Origin of the sequence: Rhodococcus sp. DK176, from assembly GCF_038447315.2 — a bacterium.
Lineage (GTDB): Bacteria > Actinomycetota > Actinomycetes > Mycobacteriales > Mycobacteriaceae > Rhodococcus_F > Rhodococcus_F jostii_A.
On record NZ_CP118321.2, the window covers coordinates 7,418,276 to 7,435,577 of the forward strand.

Here is a 17,302-nt window from a genome sequence, read left to right on the forward strand (position 1 = left end):
TAGGCTAGGGCCCATGGACGCGCCACGGCACACGGACGCACGACGACACAGCTCCACCATCGACCTCGACAGCGCTGTCGAGGTCACGCGCACCGGCGACATCTGGATCTTCCGCGGAGAGTCTCCGGCCGACAGGGCCATTCAGACGCTGACGAACAGTCCGGTCAACCACGTCGGCATGTCGGTGGTCCTCGAGGACCTGCCGCCGCTGATGTGGCACGCCGAGCTCGGACATTCGCTGCAGGACATGTGGACGGGACGCTTTCAGCGCGGTGTGCAACTCCATGACCTGCGCGCCGCGGTCCAGGTGTGGGGTGCGCGCTATGGGCAACGGGGATGGCTGCGCCAGCTCGCCGAACCCGCAACGCCGCAGCAGGAGGACGCGTTGCTGCGGACGATCGCACGGCTCGACGGAACCCCGTTCCCGTCCACCGCGAAACTCGCGTCACGGTGGTTCGGCGGGCGCCTGCCCGGGACGGGACGCAGGCAGGATAAGTCGGGCAGCCTCGAAAGTGCCTATTGTGCCGAGGTGGTCGCGCAGACGTACGAGGAGATGGGGCTGATCAGCGCGCGCAGGCGCACCAACTGGTACGACCCCGGCAAGTTCTGGAGCGGCGACAGGCTGCCCCTCGCTCCCGGGGTGACGCTCGGCCGGGAGATCGAGGTGACCCTGAGCGAAGCCGACCTCAGCGCGGGGCGAGGCCGGCGGCCGTCGTCAGAGGGTGCGTGACTTCTCGGGGTGGACTCGTCCACCGACCTCGATCCACCCGGCGGGATCGTAGGTGGTGCGCAGTTCGGATCCTTTGCCCTGCGTGATCAGGAGAGCGTGCCGGAGGTGTGCGGTGATCCGGACGGCCGCGGCTCCGGTGGCCTCGTCCTCGGTGATGCCCATGTCCGGGGCGAACATTCGCGACCGGATCGAGTGCTCGACCTTGTCCGTCCAGGCCCACAGATAGTGGTGTCCGGCTCCGAACTTCTTCGGGTCCGCAGACTGAACCTCGCGCACACTGTTCATGGGGTACAGCGAGAACTCGGGCGCCCACTCCGGCCGGGCCCGCACTCAGGTGATGGCGCCGGAACGGCGGGTGGCGACGGGGCCCGCGGGCACGTCGAGTGTGGTGACCGCGGCGCCGCGCTCGTGCAGCCACCAGGACAGCCCGACCGTGGGATGTCCGGCGAAGGGCAGTTCGGTGACGGGGGTGAAGATCTGGGCGCGTGCGTGCTCGTCGCCGGGTTCGGGCATGTCGACGAAGATAGTCTCGCTGTATCCGAGTGCGGCGGCGACGGACTGCCGGTCCTCGGACGGGACGGCCGAGGAGTCGACGATGCCGAGCGGGTTGCCGTGGCGTCCTTTGTCGTCGGTGAACACCCGGACGACATCTACGTGGATGGGCATTGATGCACCTTATCGCTCGTCGACCTCGACGCAGTGCCTCGACGGTGGGAGGGGTCGGCACCGGCCTCGGGTCGAAAGGCGGGGGTGATGGATGGCGCTAGACTGATAGGTATGGCCGATCAGAGTTATCAACCCACACTGTCGCAGCTGCGAGCGTTCGTAGCCGTCGCGGAGTACCGCCATTTCGGCACGGCGGCAGCACGATTGAGTGTGAGCCAACCCACGTTGTCGCAGTCGCTTGCCGCCCTGGAGAACGGACTCGGTGTGCAGCTCATCGAGCGCAGCACCCGTCGCGTCCTCGTCACCGCGGCGGGGGAGCGACTCCTCGGTCAGGCCAAGGTCATCCTCGAGGCCGCGGACGGTTTCGTCGCGACCGCCGCGGGTGTCGGCGACCGGTTGGCCGGACCGCTGCGCATCGGACTGATCCCCACCGTGGCCCCGTACGTGCTGCCCGCCCTGTTGCCGGCGCTGCGCGAGGAGATGCCCGCCCTGGAGCCGCAGGTCATCGAGGACCAGACGGCACGACTGCTCGAGGCGTTGCGAGTGGGCGCGCTCGACGTCGCGGTGCTGGCGTTGCCGAGCGGTGTCAGCGGTCTCGTCGACAGTCCCTTGTACACAGAAGATTTCGTGATGGTCGTCCCGGAGGGACACGCACTGGCGGGACGCACCGACGTCTCGCCGCAGATGCTGGACGCGCTTCCTCTCCTGCTGCTCGACGAGGGGCACTGCCTACGCGATCAGACCCTCGATCTGTGCCGATCGGTCGACGCGCACCCGGTCGCGGGCGACACCCGCGCCACGTCGCTGTCCACGGTGGTGCAGTGCGTCGCCGGCGGACTCGGCGTGACCCTGGTGCCGGAATCCGCCGTTCAGGTGGAGACCGGACGGGGACCGCTCGCGACCGCCCGCTTCGCGGCTCCCGCGCCCGGCCGCACGATCGGCCTCGTGTTCCGCTCGTCCAGTGCCCGTGCGGACGGCTACGGGCAACTCGCCGCCCTGCTCACGAAGACGGCGTCGGTCGCCGCGCCCGCCTGACGGTCCGAGCTACGACCGCCGCCGCGGTTTGCCCTTCTTGCTGCCCTTCGTTCCGGAGCCCGACCGGGACGTCCTGGCCCCCGCGGCCGGTTTCTGGCGTGCCGCCGCCGCGGCGGGACGCTTCTTCTTCGGCTGAGCCGGCGTCGGGGTGCGACCCCGGGAGCTGTTGACGGTGCGGCCCCGGACGATGCCGATGAACTCCTCCACCAGCTCGGTGGTCTCGGCCTCGGGCCACGACAGCGCGATCTGCGACTCCGGGCCGTCCGACACCGTCCGGTACACGAGGTCCTTGCGGTGGTGGAGCCGGGCGAGCGACTGCGGGACGACGAGCAGCCCGATCCCGGCGGCGACCAGTTCGATCGCCTCGGCCGTCGTGGCCGGGCGGTCCTGGGCGGGCAGTCCCGGCACGCTGTCCCAGACGAGGATGTCGTCGAGCGGGTGCAGCACGATCTCGTCGGCCAGATCCGCGATCGACACCTCGTCCACCGCCGCCACCACGTGGTCCTTCGGCGCCACGACCACGGGGATCTCGGTGTACAGGGGGATGGCGCTGAGACCGGTCCGGTCGATCGGCAGCCGCACCAGGCCCGCGTCCGCCCTGCCGCCGCGCAACTGGTCGGGTGCGTCCGCGGCCGCCACCGGGACGAGGGTGAGCGGGACGTCGGGCAGCCGTTCGTTCCAGATCCGCACCCACTTGGTGGGGGTCACGCCCGGGACATACGCGAGCCGGAACGAAGGGGATGCATCCGCGTCTGTCACCCCGTCAGGCTACCGGCCTTGGTCAACGGCACCGCACGCGCTCGTTACTCTTGACACCATGACGTCGCACAAGAGCCCTCAGACTATGAAACCCGCCACCGCGGCGAAGAAGCTGGGTGTGTACCTCGAGGCCACCCCCGCGGAGTTCCAGGAGGGTCTCGTCTCCCGCGACGAGCTGAGTGCACTGCAGAGCGATCCGCCGGAGTGGCTGCTCGAGCTGCGCCGCAACGGCCCGCACCCGCGGCCGGTGGTCGCGGCGAAGCTGGGGGTGTCCATCGCGGGTCTCGCCCGGGGCGGCGTCACCGATGCGCTCACCACCGAGCAGATCGACGCGCTGATGGCGGATCGTCCCGAATGGCTGCAGCAGGAACGCGCCACCCAGGCCGAGGTCCGCAAGGAGACGGTCCGCATCAAGGAGAAGAACGCGGCGCGGCGTGATCAGCCCCGCCGGCCGCGTTCCTGACCGCTACCCTTCGACGATGCTGAGTTCGTCGAAGATCACTTCGCCGGCCGCGTCGGACTCGGGAAGGTCGACGACCGCCGTCAACGCCCACCCGTGATCGCCCTGCGGGTCCTCGAGGACCTGCCGCACCCGCCACAGCTCGGGCGCGGTCTCCACCTGGAACAGCTGGGGGCCGCGTGCCGAGGGGCCGGTGCCGAGGGAGTCGTATTCGTCGAAGTACGGCTGGAGCTGGTCCTCCCACTCGTCGGCGTCGATGCCGTCGTCGAGTCCCTCCAGTTCGGCCCACCGCCGCCGCGACGCGAGTTCGATACGCCGGAACATGGCGTTGCGTACCATCACCCGGAATGCTCGCGTGTTCGCCGAGATCGGGCGCGGCACATCGGCGCCGAACGCGACCTGCTGGTCGTCTCCCTCGGCGCCGGGGTCGGTGAGGGATTCCCATTCGTCGAGAAGGCTGGAATCGACCTGGCGGATCAGCTCGCCCAGCCACTCGATGAGGTCGTCCAGCTCCTCCGTCCGGGCCTCGGTCGGAACGGTCTGGCGCAGGGCTCGATACGCGTCAGCGAGATACCGCAGTACGAGCCCCTCCGAACGGGCCAGACCGTAGTGGCTGACCATTTCGGCGAACGTCATGGCCCGCTCGACCATGTCGCGCACGACCGACTTCGGCGACAGCGCGAACTCCGTGATCCACGGGTGCCCACCGCGATACATCTCGAACGCCGGGAACAGCAGGTCCGCGAGAGGCTTGGGCCAGGTGACCTCCTCGAGCAGTTCCATGCGTTCCTCGTACTCGATCCCGTCGGCCTTCATCTGCGCGACCGCCTCACCGCGGGCGAAGTGCTGCTGCGCCATGAGGACCTGCCGCGGGTCGTCGAGGGTCGACTCGATCACGGACACCACATCCAGTGCATACGAATCGGATTCGACGTCGAGCAGTTCGAGGGCGGCCAGGGCGAACGGGGACAGTGGCTGATTGAGCGCGAAGTCCCGCTGGAGTTCCATCGTCAGCCGGGCCATGCGGCCGTCGGCGTCGGGTTCGTCGAGTCTCTGCACCACGCCGGCGTCGATCAGCCCGCGGTACAACGACAACGCCTTGAGGATGTGCTTGCGCTGCGCGGGCCGCGACTCGTGGTTGTCCTCGAGGAGGTGCCGCATGGACGCGAAGCAGTTGCCCGGTCGCGCGATCACGTTGAGCAGCATGGAGTTCGACACGGAGAACCGGGAGACGAGCGGTTCGGGTGACGCGGCGACGAGGCGATCGAACGTGGCCTCGCTCCACGACACGAAGCCGTCCGGCGCCTTCTTGCGCTGCACCTTCCGGCGCTTCTTCGGGTCGTCGCCCGCCTTGGCGAGTGCACGCAGATTCTCGACCTCGTGTTCGGGGGCCTGCACGACCACGGTGCCCAGCGTGTCGTAGCCGGCGCGTCCCGCGCGTCCCGCGATCTGGTGGAACTCGCGGGCACGGAGGTGCCGCGTGCGGGTGCCGTCGAACTTGGTCAGCCCGGTGAGGAGCACGGTGCGGATGGGCACGTTGATCCCCACACCGAGGGTGTCGGTGCCGCAGATGACCTTCAGCAGACCGTCCTGCGCCAGCTTCTCGATGAGACGGCGGTACTTCGGCAGCATGCCCGCATGGTGGACGCCGATGCCGTGCCGGACGAGGCGCGAGAGCGTCTTGCCGAATCCGGTGGTGAACCGGAAGCCACCCAGCGCTTCGGCGATGGCGTCCTTCTCCTCGCGCGAACAAAAGTTGACGCTGGTCAGGGCCTGCGCGCGTTCCAGGGCGGCCGCCTGAGTGAAGTGGACCACGTAGACCGGGGCCTGATTGGTGGTCACCAGTTCCTCGATCGTCTCGCTCACGGGTGTCGTGGCGTACGAGAACATGAGGGGAACGGGACGCTCGGTGCCCGCCACCACGGTGGTGGGCCGGCCGGTCCGGCGGGTGAGGTCGGACGAGAAGAAGTCGACCTCACCGAGGGTGGCCGACATGAGAAGAAACTGGGCGTGGGGGAGTTCGACGAGAGGGACCTGCCACGCCCAGCCCCGGTCGGGCTCGGAGTAGAAGTGGAACTCGTCCATCACGACCTGACCGATGTCGGAGTCGGGGCCCTCGCGCAGTGCGAGGTTCGCGACGATCTCGGCGGTCGCGCAGATGATCGGCGCCCGTGAGTTGACGGCGGCGTCGCCGGTCATCATGCCGACGTTCTCCGCGCCGAACACCTCGCACAGGGCGAAGAACTTCTCGCTGACAAGGGCTTTGATCGGGGCCGTGTAGAAGGTGCGCTTGCCGGTGGCCATGGCGTAGAAGTGGGCGCCGACCGCCACCATCGACTTGCCGGATCCGGTGGGCGTCGCCAGGATCACGTTGGCCCCGGACACCAGCTCCATCACGGATTCTTCCTGGGCGGGGTAGAGCGTCAGACCCCGTTCTTCGGTCCAGGAGGTGAAGGCGTCGAAAACGGAATCGGAATCCGCGTTCTCGGGGAGCAGGTCGGAGAGAAGCACTGCTACAGGCTAGCCGGAACGCGGTGCGCCGCCGCCGGGCCTATGTTGCGCTGCGTTCGTCCGATCCCATCGCGTCCAGGACCGCCATGCGGGTGGACGCGCTGCCGGTGATGGTGCTCTCACCGACGCCGGTGACGAGCATCTGCCGCCACTTCGCTTCGTCGAACTGCAGGGGATGGGTTACGGACAGGAACTTCTCGATGGTGCGCAAGAACCGCATCGGGTCGTCGCGGAACGGGAAATGGCCTGCGCCGCGGAAGATCTCGAGGTGTGAGCCGGGCATCGCCGCGTGTGCGAGGTGGGCGTGGCTCACCGGGATGACGGCGTCCTGATCGCCCCAGATGAGCTGCACCGGGAGGTTCTCGGTCAGATAACATCGGTCGAGCATGGTGACGACCTGGCCGCGCCAGTCGACGACCGCGCGCAGGGTGCGCAGATACGCCTCGTAGGCGGTGGGGTCGTACAGCTCCGCGAGCACCCGTACCAGGTCGGGTGTGTCGTGCAGCATCGCACCGGGACGCAACCGCGTTCCGTTCAGTTGGCTCAACACGTTGCCCACCAGACGCACGGTGGGCATGGCGCCGGGAATGCGCAGCAGTTTCAGTGCCTCGTTGACCACCGGAACCGACGCGAGCCGCAGCAGCGGGTGAACGTCCTTGGTGACGCCGCCGGCCGAGACCAGGACGAGCCGGTCGACCATCTGCGGGAACTGGTAGGAGAACTGCATCGCGACACCGCCGCCGAGGGAGTGACCGACAACGGTGACCTTGTCGATGCCCAGGGTGGAGAGCAGGTCGCGCATACCGTTGGCGTACGCGGCGACCGAGTAGTCGGCCCGCGGCTTGTCGGAGCGCCCGTGGCCCAGCAGATCGGGGGCGATGACGGTGTAGTTCTTGGCGAGGTGCGGGATGATCTCGGTCCAGGTGGACGAGTTGTCGCCGATGCCGTGGATCAGCAGAAGCGCGGGACCCTCGCCTGCCATGCGGAACGCGCGGCGGTAGCCGTGGATCGTGCGGAACATCATGCGGGTTTCGGCGTTCGGAACGGGCCTGAGCTTACGAATGCGAGTGTCGCTCATGTCGCCTCCTGAACTAGGTGCACTCCCGAATGTTGACAGCTCAATCATCCGCTTCATCTCGACGCTATTGCACCGCCCTCGGCCGAACAACTGGACCGTGCGGTCGCACAGTGTCCGAGTGGCGACCGCACAACCGCTCCTCGGTCACGCCCCGCCCGGTGATCCCCCCTCGTCGTCGGAGTCGCCGCCCTCGCCGTCCTGCAGGGCCTGTTCGGCGAGGAAACGCTCGAATTCTGCACCGAGTTCGTCACCACTCGGCAGGTCTTCTTCGCTGGCCAGGAGCGTGGACTGCTGTTCTTGAGCCGTTACGTAGGCATCGTACTGGCGTTCCAGGGCGTGGACGACGGTTTGTACCTCCTCGTTACCCGCGATGTGCTCGTCGACCTGTTCGCGGACGCGTGCGGCGGCCTCGCCGAGCGCCGCCAGCGGCAGGTCCAGGTCGGTGACGTCACTCACATTCTCGAGGAGGGTCTCGGCGGCACCCGGGTAGTCCGTCTGAGCCAGGTAATGGGGGACGTGAACCGAGAACCCGACGGACTCGTGCCCGTGCTGCGCCATCCGCAACTCGATCAGCGAGGACGCGCTGCCGGGAACCTGCAGTTCGCCGGACCAGCGCTGATGATCCTTGATCAGGTCCTTGTTGGTGGAATGCGCGGTCACCCCGAGCGGACGGGTGTGCGGGATGGCCATCGGAATGGCGTTGATGCCCACGGTCCGGCGCACACCGAGCTGCTCGGCCAGCAGGCGCACCGCCGTGGTGAACCGCTCCCAGCGCAGGTCGGGCTCCATGCCGGCCAGCAGCAGGAACGGGGTGCCCGCCGTGTCCTTCAGCGCATACAGGTTCAGCTCGGGCTGGTCGTAGTCCGAGAAGTGATCGGCCTTGAACGTCATGGTGGGGCGACGTGAGCGGTAATCGACGAGTTCGTCGACCGCGAAGGAGGCGACCAGCTCACTCTCCAGGCTCTCGCGGAGATGCGTCGTGGCGAGTTTGACGGCGTGGCCTGCGTCGGAGAAGCCCTCGAGTCCGTGGATCAGTACAGGTCCCTGGCCATCCGCGGAAGACAGCTGCGGTGCCGGGAACTCCAGCTCGTACATCTTCGACTGTTCGTCCATTACAGACCTCTTCTCCTTCGTGCCTGGCCTCCAGTGTCCCCTATCGTCTCCGGCATCGATACGTCGGACTTTGCTCTCGGAGGTCCTGCTCTGGGGGAACACGGCGCGGGCAACCGATAATTCCCGTCCGCGGCGTTCCGGTGTTCGCCCACAGCGAGATCCCGCGCACGGTCTGTGGCAATGTGAGGAACGGCACGGTCCCAGACGGACGAGATCCTGGAGGTGCGCGATGTCGGCACGGGTAGGAAGATGTGCGGGCCGGGTTCGACGATCGGCGGTCGCGTCGTGAGCGTGCGCATCGACCGGGTGGTCACGTCCGGCACCTTCAGTCTCGACGGGGGCACCTGGGACGTCGACAACAATGTGTGGATCGTCGGCGACGACTCCGAGGTGGTGGTGATCGACGCCGCCCACACCGCCGCCCCGATCGTCGAGGCAGTCGGCGGCAGGCACGTGAGGGCCATCGTCTGCACACACGGCCACAACGACCACGTCACCGTGGCGCCCGAGCTGTCCACGGCACTGGACGCCCCGATCTACCTCCATGCGGCCGACGACGTGTTGTGGCGGCAGACCCACCCCGCTGTCGCCTACACGCCGATCGAGGACGGGCAGGAGATCGCCGTGGCCGGGACCGACGTCCGCGTGCTCCACACGCCCGGACATTCGCCCGGCTCCTGCTGCCTGTACCTGCCGGAGGCGGGGGAGTTGTTCAGTGGTGACACCCTGTTCTCGGGCGGTCCGGGAGCCACCGGGCGCTCCTACTCGGACTTCCCGACGATCATCGGGTCCATCCGTGACCGTCTGTTCGCGTTGCCGCCGTCGACGACGGTCCGCACCGGGCACGGCGACGGAACCACCATCGGGACCGAATCCCCGCACCTGGAGGAGTGGATCGCCCGCGGCAGCTGAGCCGCAGCCTCCCCGCTGTCGGCGCGCCGGCGTGGCAGAGTGGCGGAAAAGGCTCCCCGGGGTGGGAGCACCACACATCCGACACGGGAGGTCGACGGTGAGGTCTCGGCGCACAGCGGTACGGACGGCCCTGGTTGTCCCGGTGGTCTCGCTGGCCGCGGTGACGATTCTCTCCGGATGTTCTTCGACGGTCTCCGGTGTCGCGCAGCCGAGCACGACCATCGCGGCGGGGTCGCCGTCGGGCAAGGGACTGTCGAAGCTTCTGGTGGATCCGGCCGACTTCCCGGCCCGGTACGAGGCGATCGTGCTGCCCGCCCAGGCCGTGTCGATGGCGGCACCCGACCTGACGGGAGTACCGCAGGGCGCGGTGGTCGACCCCGCGGACTGTGCGCCGCCCGCGCAGGACTACGGACCGACCGGCACCGTCATGGCGGTGGGCACGGACAACGCGAGCCGTTCGACGATCTCGGTCGAGCTCACCAGAACCGATACGCCCCTCGACGAACTGGCGGCGCAGACGAAGAAGTGCGGCGAGGTCACCGTGACGGACAGTGGGGCCGAGTCCACCGTCACCACCGAGGTCACGCCTGCCCCTCCGGTCCGGGCCGACGACACCCTCGCGCTCCGGCGGACCGTCAAGTCCGGCAACGGGAGCGACAAGGTCACCCAGTCGATGGTCACGTTGATCGCGCAGGTGGGCGACGTGCGGGTGTCCGCGACCTTCATGTCGTTCGGCGACGCGAAGGCCGATACCGTCGCGCTCGACGAGTTGTTCACCGCCGCGGTGCAGAAGGTGCAGAACAGCTGAGCGGGCCCTAGCACAGGGTTCCGACGACTTCGCGGCCTCACGGCGCGTCCGCGCGGCGCGGCGACCCGGTTGTCCACAACCGACGGCCCATCCACAGCCCTCTGTGTTTCGCCAGTTCGCCCGCCGGGCGCAGGCGCGTCGACCCGTCAGAGTCTGATGCATGACGACACCCGCATTCCCGCACGGTTCCGGATTCTCCGACGATCCCGGCGGGGGACCGCCCCCGCACCAGCACACCGTCACGTTGTCCGCCCCGGGCGACCTTCTCGCCTCGGTGCCCGCACTGCTCGGATTCCGGCCTGCCCGGTCGATCGTGGCGGTGTGCCTGTCCGGGGAGCGCAACCCGTCGGTCGGAGCCGTCATGAGACACGACCTGGTCCTCAGCGGCGGCGACGTGCCGACCCCGCCGATGTACGCGGCGTTGGGTCAGTTCGCGACCGTCTGCGAGAGGGAGCAGGCCACCGGGGTGCTCCTGGTGCTCGTCGACGACCGCTTCACCGACCCGGCCGCGATCTCCCTGGACGAGCTGTCCGCGATCGTCGAAGAATTCGAGGAGCTCCTCGAATTCACGCCGGCCGAACTTCTCGACGTGTTCGTCACGGCGGAAATCGCGGCCGGCCGCGAATGGTTCAGCCTCCTCGGCGGCGGTGGGTGCGGAGCCCAGTCCGATCCGACGTCGTCGCGGGTCGCGCTCGCGCGGGTCGTCGAGGGCAGGGCCATCCGCTCTTCGCGCGAGGAGCTGGAAGCCACGATCGAGGCGGGCCCGGTGCTCGAACGGATGCAGATCGCCGCTCTCATCGAACGTGGTCGTCAATCATCGCTTCTGCGACGGGAATTGGCCGGCCGGTCGGCCACGCCGGAGCGCGGTCACCGTCTCGAGCTCGAACTGGTGCTGACGCACGTCGCGCGGGTGTCGTCCGGGGAGCGGCTCCTCGCGCCGGAGTACGCGGAACTCGCGCTCGCACTGGACAATGTCACCGTCCGGGACAGCGCGCTCGCTCTGGCCGTCGGCCCGTACGCCGACGACGCGGAGCAACTGTGGATTCTCCTCGCCCGCAACCTCCCGGACCCGGAACGCGCGAACGCGGCGGCGCTGCTCGGATACAGCGCCTATCTTCGTGGTGACGGTCCGTTCGCCGGCATCGCGCTGGCCGCCGCACTGGACTCGGAGCCGGGGCACGTACTGGCCACCCTGCTCGACGGTGCACTGCACTCGGGACTCCGGCCGACCGAGGTGCGGGGCTTGGCCGACGTCGGTTACGAGCGAGCCGAGGCGATCGGTGTCGTGCTGCCCCGCTAGAGCCCGGACCGGGCCGGCGTCACCGGCGTGCCGCGTGCGACCGGTCTCCCAGCTCCTGCAGGTAGGCCCAGGCGTCGGCGACGATCTCGTCGAGGTCGGTGTGCTCCGGCCGCCATCCGAGTTCCGCGATCGCCCGATCACTCGACGCCACCAGCACGGCGGGATCGCCTGCCCGGCGCGGTGCGTCCTCGACCGCGATGGGGAGCCCGGTGACCCGCGCGCACGCCGAGATGACTTCGCGCACACTGAAACCCGCACCGCTGCCGAGATTGTAGATGCGGTGCCTGCCCTCGATCGACGACTCCAGTGCCAGCACGTGCGCCTCGGCGAGGTCGAGCACATGGATGTAGTCGCGGATCGCCGTGCCGTCCGGAGTCGGCCAGTCGGTTCCGAAGATCGAGATCTTCTCCCGCTGACCGAGCGCCACCTGGAGCACGAGAGGAATCAAATGCGTTTCGACGACCCGGTTCTCGCCGGCCGACTTGTACGCTCCCGCCACGTTGAAGTACCGCAGGCTGGTCGCCGCGAGCGAATGAGCCACCGAATACGACGTGATGGCATGGTCGATCGCGAGTTTCGTCGCCCCGTACGGATTGGTCGGACGGGTCGGATCGGCCTCCGTGATCGGCGAGTGCTCGGGCTCGCCGTACGTCGCGGCGGTCGACGAGAATACGAGTTTCCGCGTCCCCGAATGCCGCATGGCCTCCAGGAGCTCGAGCGTGGTGACGACGTTGCCGCGCCAGTACTTCTCCGGGTACTGGACGGACTCGCCGACGAGCGACTGCGCCGCGAAGTGCAGGACGCCGTCGAAGCGGGGGGTGCCGCTCGTGCCGAGCACGTCCGACACCACCTCCGCGACGTCGCCCTCGACGAACTCGGCACCGAGCGGCACCGCGTCGGCGTTACCCGTGGACAGGTCGTCGATGATGACGACCTCGTGTCCACGTTCGAGCAGGACCGTGCTGCAGACGCTGCCGACATAGCCGGCGCCGCCGGTGACCAGAAGTTTCATCGACTATCCCTGAACCTGCTTCACCTGGACGGCATGTGCCATCTCCTCGGACAGATCGAACCCGCTGTGGCCGGGCACCGTGATGGTGACCGAACCGGGCTTGGTCTCGACGGTCACGCGCGCGTCCGGGACGACACCCGCCTCGCGCAGCTGCCCGATGACGTCCGGATCCGACTGCACGTGCTCCGCGAGACGCCGGACGACGACAGCGGTCGGCTTGCCGGGCGGCACGTCCGTGAGCCGGATGAGCGTCTCGGGCGCATCGACCGGGCGGTCCAGCCCGAGCAGCGCGAGCCCCGGAATCGGGTTGCCGTACGGCGAAGTAGTGGGGTTGTTGAGCACCTCCACCAGGCGCCGCTCGACCTCCTCGCTCATGACGTGCTCCCACCGGCACGCCTCCGCATGGACCTCTTCCCACTTGAGGCCGATGACGTCGACCAGCAGTCGTTCGGCGAGGCGGTGCTTCCGCATCACCGACACCGCGAGTTCGCGGCCCTTCTCCGTCAGTTCCAGGTGGCGGTCACCGGCGACCAGGAGGAGACCGTCACGCTCCATCCGGGCGACGGTCTGGCTGACGGTCGGACCGCTCTGCTCGAGTCGTTCGGCAATACGTGCTCGAAGTGGGACGACGCCCTCTTCTTCCAAGTCATAGATCGTCCGGAGGTACATCTCCGTGGTGTCGACCAGATCCTTCACACTCACACCCCTTCGTCTCGGTTGATTCTACCGGTGATTGCCCGCCACCGGCGCCGTCCGTCCCCGCAGCGCGTCGGTGCCGGTCGTGCCGGGGTCTGCTCGCACCCTCCGCGGGGGACCAGTAGCGTGAGTTCATGACCGCGTCGTTCAGTTCCGGGGAGGATTCGGCTGCACTGGTATCGCACCGTGCAGTCGTGTGGAGTCCGGACTATCTCAGTTATCGGTGGAGTGCGGACCACCCGATGAATCCCACCCGGCTCGAGCTGACCATGTCGCTCGCCCGCAGCCTCGGGATTCTGGAGGGCGTCGAACTGTTGCGGCCCGCCGCCGCCTCGGACGCAGATCTGTTGCGGATCCACACTCCCGCGTACGTCGAAGCAGTCAAACAGGCCGGGCACTCGGCGACGTCGGGTGTGCTCGGTGCGGACGCCCCGCACGGGCTCGGCACCGAGGACAATCCCGTCTTCCCCCAGATGCACGAGGCGAGCGCGATCCTCGCGGGCGGTTCCCTCGCCGCGGCGCAGGAGATCGCAGCGGGACGCACACGCCGTGCCGTGAGCATCGGCGGCGGCATGCATCACGCGATGCCCGACTGGGCCTCCGGCTTCTGTGTGTACAACGATGTCGCCATTGCGATCTCCTGGCTGCTGGACCACGGGTTCGACCGGATCGCCTACATCGACGTCGACGCGCACCACGGTGACGGGGTGCAGCACGCGTTCGCGCACGACCCCCGCGTCCTCACGATCTCGCTCCACCAGCATCCGGCGACGCTCTGGCCCAACACGGGGTGGTCGAGCGAGGTCGGCGAGGGATCGGGGGAGGGCACCGCCGTCAACCTCCCCGTGCTGCCCGGCACCGTCGATGCGTTGTGGCTGCGCGGTTTCCACGCCGTCGTCCCGGGCGCCCTCGCGTCGTTCCGGCCCCAGATCGTGATCAGCCAGTGCGGTGTCGACAGCCACCGCGAGGATCCGCTGGCCGACCTCGCGCTGACGGTCGACGGCCAGCGGGCCGCGTTCCTCGCGATGCGCGATCTCGCCGACCGCTACGCCGAAGGACGTTGGCTCGCCGTCGGCGGCGGCGGGTACGGCCTCGTCCGGGTGGTCCCGCGCGCGTGGACCCACCTCATCGCCGCGGCGCTCGACCGCGAGATCGACACGGGCCGTGCCGTACCCGAGGCCTGGCAGGAACGGGCGCACGCGCTCGCACCCAGCGTGGACCTGCCGGACACGATGGGCGACGGCGGCGAGGTCGACTACCGGCCCTGGGACGGTCCCGGTGGCACACCCGAAACCGGGATCCCCTCGGTCGACCGCGCCCTGACGCGGATCGACTCGGCCGTCATCGCTACTCGCCGCGCCTGCTTCCCCCTACTCGGACTCGACCCGGAGGATCCCCGTGACTGAGCCGACCGACGGCAGCGAGACCACCGGTGGCACCGAGGCGTCGGACAGCGCCGAGACGTCGGGTAGCACCGGGGCGGCGGTCACGACCGTGGCGAAGGGGGAACCCGACGCCGCGCACAACTACCCGCGGCACTGGGTCGCCGACGTGCTCGCGGCGGACGGCGGGGCGGTGGCGTTGCGGCCGATCGTCCCCGAGGACGCGGACAAACTCGTCGCGTTCCACTCGAAGCTGTCCGAACGCACCCGCTATCTGCGGTATTTCGGCCCCTACCCGACCATGTCGAAACGGGACATCGTTCACTTCACCACGGTCGATCACCACGACCGGGTGGCGTTCGTGGTGCTGCTCGGGGACGAGATCATCGCCGTCGGCCGGTACGAGCGACTCATCGGCGAGGGGGACGGCAAGTCCGCGGAGGTGGCGTTCGTCGTCGCCGACGCGCATCAGGGCCGCGGACTCGGGCCGATTCTGCTCGAGCATCTCGCCGCGGCGGCCGCGGAGAACGGCCTGACGATGTTCGTCGCCGAGGTCCTCGCGGAGAACCGGAACATGGTGACGGTCTTCCGTGAGGCGGGCTATCAGGTGAGCCGCAGCTTCGAGGGTGGAGTGCTCAAGCTCGAGTTCGCGATCGACCCCACCGAAGCGATGGTGTCCGTGCGCAATTCCCGCGAGCGGGCCGCCGAGGCGCGCAGCATGCGGAACGTGCTCAGTCCGCGGTCGGTCGCGGTGATCGGTGCGTCCACCGACCGCGCGAAGGTCGGCAACGCGGTGCTGACCAACCTGCTGCGGGCGGGATTCACCGGCCCGGTGTATCCGGTCAACGCCGAGCACCGTTCGGTCCACGGTGTGCGGGCGTACCCGTCGGTCCGCGACATCCCCGACGAGGTGGATCTCGCCGTCGTCGCGGTACCCGCTGAATCGATCAACGCCGTCCTCGACGACTGCCTGGTCAAGGGGGTCAAGGCCCTCGTCGTCGTGTCTTCCGGATTCAGTGAAACCGGAATGGACGGACGGCAGTCCGAACGTCGCCTCGTCCACGCCGCCCGCGCGCACGGGATGCGGCTGATCGGGCCCAACGCGCTCGGCGTGGCCAACAACGACAGCGAGGTCTCGTTGAACGCCACCCTCGCGCCGGTGCTGCCGAGCCCCGGCAACGTCGGATTCTTCTGCCAGTCCGGCGCACTCGGCATCGCCATCCTCGACGAGGCCGCACGGAGCCGAATCGGATTGTCCGCCTTCGTCTCCGCGGGCAACCGCGCCGACGTCTCCGGCAACGACCTCCTGCAGTACTGGGATTCGGATCCGGCCACCGAGGTGGTGCTGCTGTATCTGGAGAGCTTCGGCAATCCCCGCAAGTTCTCGCGCATCGCGCGCCGGGTGGCCCGGAACAAGCCGATCGTCGCGGTCAAGAGCGGCAGGCACGCCGTCCCGCCCGCACTGGCGGCCAGCGGTGGCGAGATGGACGATTCGATCGTCCGCGCCCTCTTCGAACAGGCCGGTGTGGTGCAGGTCGGGTCGATCTCCCAGCTGTTCGACTGTGCGCTGCTGTTCGGGTATCAGCCGCTGCCTGCGGGCCCCCGCCTCGCCGTGGTCGGAAACTCCACCGCGCTCGGTGTGCTCGCCGCGGATGCGGCGCGCAGTGAGGGTCTGCAGGTCGGCGACCCCGTCGACCTCGGTCCGCAGGCCGGTCCCGAGGAGTTCGCGGCGGCCGTGCGGACGGCGCTCACATCCTTCGACGTCGATTCGGTGATCGCCGTGTTCGTCCCGCCGGTCGCCATTCCGGTCGAACCCTATGCCCAGGCGCTGCGGGAGGCGGTGCGGGAAGCCGACAAACCCGTCCTCACGACGTTCCTCGCGGCGGAGGGTGTGCCCGACGTCCTGGCGGTCCGGGGTGAGGACGGGCACCCGACACGCGGTTCGGTTCCCTCCTACCCCGGTCCGGAACGCGCGGCGCTGGCCCTGGCTCGCGCGTGGCGGTACTCGGCGTGGAAGAGCAAACCGTCGTCGAAAGTGGTACGCCCTAACGGGATCGATCCGGAGCGTGCGAAAGCGATGGTCGACGGCTGGCTCGGGGCGTCGTCCGGACGCTGGCTGTCGGACTTCGAGGCATCGCAACTCCTCGCGTGCTACGGCGTGAACGTCGTGGAATTCCGTTCCGCCACCACCGAAGACGAGGCTGTGCAGGCCGCCGAGGAATTGGGGTACCCGGTCGCGGTGAAGGCGACGGGGGAACAGTGGCGGCACCGGCCGGATCTCGGTGGCGTCCGCCTCGATCTGGTCGGGCCCGATTCGGTGCGCTGGGCCTACCGGGACCTCGCCGCCGCGTCCGGTGAACCACTACTTCACGTGCAGCGGATGGCCACCAAGGGAATTGGCTGTGTGGTGGGCGTGCAGGACGACCCGTCGTTCGGTTCGCTCATCTCGTTCGGACTCGCCGGCGTGATCTCCGACCTCCTCGGCGACCGCGCCTACCGGGTGCTGCCCCTCACCGAGGACGCCGCAACGGAACTGATCGACGCACCGAAAGCAGCGCCGCTGCTGTCCGGCTATCGGAGCGCGGTACCGGTGAACAAATCGGCTCTCGTCGACCTCGTGCAGCGGATCTCCGCCCTCGCCGACGACCTCCCGGAGGTGCGGGAACTGGCCTGCGAACCCGTGCTCGCGTCGGCGGAGGGCGCGCAGATCACCGATTCGCGCGTGCGGATAGGCCCGGAGCCCAGCGTCGCCGACCTCGGCCCCCGCCGCCTGCGCTGACCGGTCACCCGGCCCCGCAGACAGCGCAACGCCGGTGCCGGTCGCGTACGACCGGCACCGG

14 protein-coding genes and 1 pseudogene are annotated in these 17,302 nt (G+C 68.8%); 8 read left to right on the forward strand and 7 right to left on the reverse strand.

What is annotated here, in order from left to right; genetic code table 11:
- Positions 1–13 precede the first annotated feature (13 nt).
- Positions 14–730 (forward strand): hypothetical protein, encoded by a 717-nt coding sequence (locus PSR88_RS34520; protein WP_016880136.1) that lies wholly within the window; start codon positions 14–16, stop codon positions 728–730.
- Here the strand turns inward: PSR88_RS34520 and PSR88_RS34525 are convergent.
- A pseudogene (locus tag PSR88_RS34525) lies at positions 716–1,396 on the reverse strand (PhzF family phenazine biosynthesis protein). The gene PSR88_RS34520 and the pseudogene PSR88_RS34525 sit on opposite strands and share 15 nt — an antisense overlap.
- A 111-nt stretch (positions 1,397–1,507) precedes the next feature.
- Between PSR88_RS34525 and PSR88_RS34530 the strand changes: the two are divergent.
- The gene (locus PSR88_RS34530) at positions 1,508–2,431 is read left to right on the forward strand and encodes a hydrogen peroxide-inducible genes activator (RefSeq protein WP_016880137.1); all 924 of its coding nucleotides are present in this window, start codon (positions 1,508–1,510) and stop codon (positions 2,429–2,431) included.
- A gap of 9 nt (positions 2,432–2,440) precedes the next feature.
- Here the strand turns inward: PSR88_RS34530 and PSR88_RS34535 are convergent, their stop codons facing one another.
- Entirely contained in the window at positions 2,441–3,190 is a 750-nt protein-coding gene (locus PSR88_RS34535; protein WP_016880138.1) for a LysR family substrate-binding domain-containing protein, read from the reverse strand.
- 58 nt (positions 3,191–3,248) lie between these two features.
- Between PSR88_RS34535 and PSR88_RS34540 the strand changes: the two genes are divergently transcribed.
- Complete coding sequence (locus PSR88_RS34540) at positions 3,249–3,653, forward strand: DUF5997 family protein (protein WP_011598590.1); 405 nt, start codon at positions 3,249–3,251, stop codon at positions 3,651–3,653.
- Between the two features lie 3 nt (positions 3,654–3,656).
- Here PSR88_RS34540 and PSR88_RS34545 read toward each other — a convergent pair whose 3' ends face one another.
- The 3 genes from PSR88_RS34545 to PSR88_RS34555 all read right to left on the reverse strand — a co-directional run bounded on the left by PSR88_RS34545 (position 3,657) and on the right by PSR88_RS34555 (position 8,352).
- On the reverse strand, positions 3,657–6,161 hold the full coding sequence (locus PSR88_RS34545) for a DEAD/DEAH box helicase (protein WP_009480058.1): 2,505 nt from the start codon (positions 6,159–6,161) through the stop codon (positions 3,657–3,659).
- 40 nt (positions 6,162–6,201) lie between these two features.
- Positions 6,202–7,239 carry an alpha/beta fold hydrolase gene (locus PSR88_RS34550; RefSeq protein WP_005240793.1) on the reverse strand — a complete coding sequence of 346 codons (1,038 nt, stop codon included), beginning with the start codon at positions 7,237–7,239 and terminating at the stop codon, positions 6,202–6,204.
- Positions 7,240–7,383: 144 nt separating this feature from the next.
- Positions 7,384–8,352, reverse strand: a complete 969-nt coding sequence (locus PSR88_RS34555) for a proteasome assembly chaperone family protein (RefSeq protein WP_009480059.1) — start codon at positions 8,350–8,352, stop codon at positions 7,384–7,386.
- 285 nt (positions 8,353–8,637) lie between these two features.
- On the opposite strand from PSR88_RS34555, the gene PSR88_RS34560 reads away from it, so the two are divergent.
- From PSR88_RS34560 to PSR88_RS34570, 3 genes are all read left to right on the forward strand, one after another.
- Complete coding sequence (locus tag PSR88_RS34560; protein ID WP_029537522.1) at positions 8,638–9,264, forward strand: MBL fold metallo-hydrolase; 627 nt, start codon at positions 8,638–8,640, stop codon at positions 9,262–9,264.
- Between the two features lie 142 nt (positions 9,265–9,406).
- Positions 9,407–10,072: a DUF5642 family protein gene (locus PSR88_RS34565; RefSeq protein WP_009480061.1), complete on the forward strand. Its 666-nt coding sequence runs from the start codon at positions 9,407–9,409 to the stop codon at positions 10,070–10,072.
- A 160-nt stretch (positions 10,073–10,232) separates the two neighbouring features.
- Positions 10,233–11,372, forward strand: a complete 1,140-nt coding sequence (locus PSR88_RS34570) for a DUF4192 domain-containing protein (RefSeq protein ID WP_009480064.1) — start codon at positions 10,233–10,235, stop codon at positions 11,370–11,372.
- Positions 11,373–11,391: 19 nt separating this feature from the next.
- On the opposite strand, the gene galE is transcribed toward PSR88_RS34570, so the two are convergent.
- Positions 11,392–12,384: a UDP-glucose 4-epimerase GalE gene (gene galE / locus PSR88_RS34575; protein WP_005261105.1), complete on the reverse strand. Its 993-nt coding sequence runs from the start codon at positions 12,382–12,384 to the stop codon at positions 11,392–11,394.
- Positions 12,385–12,387: 3 nt separating this feature from the next.
- Positions 12,388–13,080: a metal-dependent transcriptional regulator gene (locus tag PSR88_RS34580; RefSeq protein ID WP_005240804.1), complete on the reverse strand. Its 693-nt coding sequence runs from the start codon at positions 13,078–13,080 to the stop codon at positions 12,388–12,390.
- A gap of 134 nt (positions 13,081–13,214) precedes the next feature.
- Here PSR88_RS34580 and PSR88_RS34585 point away from each other — a divergent pair, with 134 nt between their 5' ends.
- On the forward strand, positions 13,215–14,486 hold the full coding sequence (locus tag PSR88_RS34585) for an acetoin utilization protein AcuC (RefSeq protein ID WP_009480066.1): 1,272 nt from the start codon (positions 13,215–13,217) through the stop codon (positions 14,484–14,486).
- Positions 14,479–17,241, forward strand: a complete 2,763-nt coding sequence (locus PSR88_RS34590; RefSeq protein ID WP_011598593.1) for a bifunctional GNAT family N-acetyltransferase/acetate--CoA ligase family protein — start codon at positions 14,479–14,481, stop codon at positions 17,239–17,241. Before PSR88_RS34585 ends, PSR88_RS34590 begins: the two co-directional genes overlap by 8 nt.
- Positions 17,242–17,302: the final 61 nt, after the last annotated feature.

Excerpts from the sequence above, each read along its gene's own strand:
- PSR88_RS34520 (WP_016880136.1), top strand. The coding sequence starts at position 14 with ATGGACGCGCCACGGCACACGGACGCACGACGACACAGCTCCACCATC.
- PSR88_RS34530 (WP_016880137.1), top strand. The coding sequence starts at position 1,508 with ATGGCCGATCAGAGTTATCAACCCACACTGTCGCAGCTGCGAGCGTTC.
- PSR88_RS34540 (WP_011598590.1), top strand. The coding sequence starts at position 3,249 with ATGACGTCGCACAAGAGCCCTCAGACTATGAAACCCGCCACCGCGGCG.
- PSR88_RS34550 (WP_005240793.1), bottom strand. The coding sequence starts at position 7,239 with ATGAGCGACACTCGCATTCGTAAGCTCAGGCCCGTTCCGAACGCCGAA.
- PSR88_RS34555 (WP_009480059.1), bottom strand. The coding sequence starts at position 8,352 with ATGGACGAACAGTCGAAGATGTACGAGCTGGAGTTCCCGGCACCGCAG.
- PSR88_RS34570 (WP_009480064.1), top strand. The coding sequence starts at position 10,233 with ATGACGACACCCGCATTCCCGCACGGTTCCGGATTCTCCGACGATCCC.
- galE (WP_005261105.1), bottom strand. The coding sequence starts at position 12,384 with ATGAAACTTCTGGTCACCGGCGGCGCCGGCTATGTCGGCAGCGTCTGC.
- PSR88_RS34585 (WP_009480066.1), top strand. The coding sequence starts at position 13,215 with ATGACCGCGTCGTTCAGTTCCGGGGAGGATTCGGCTGCACTGGTATCG.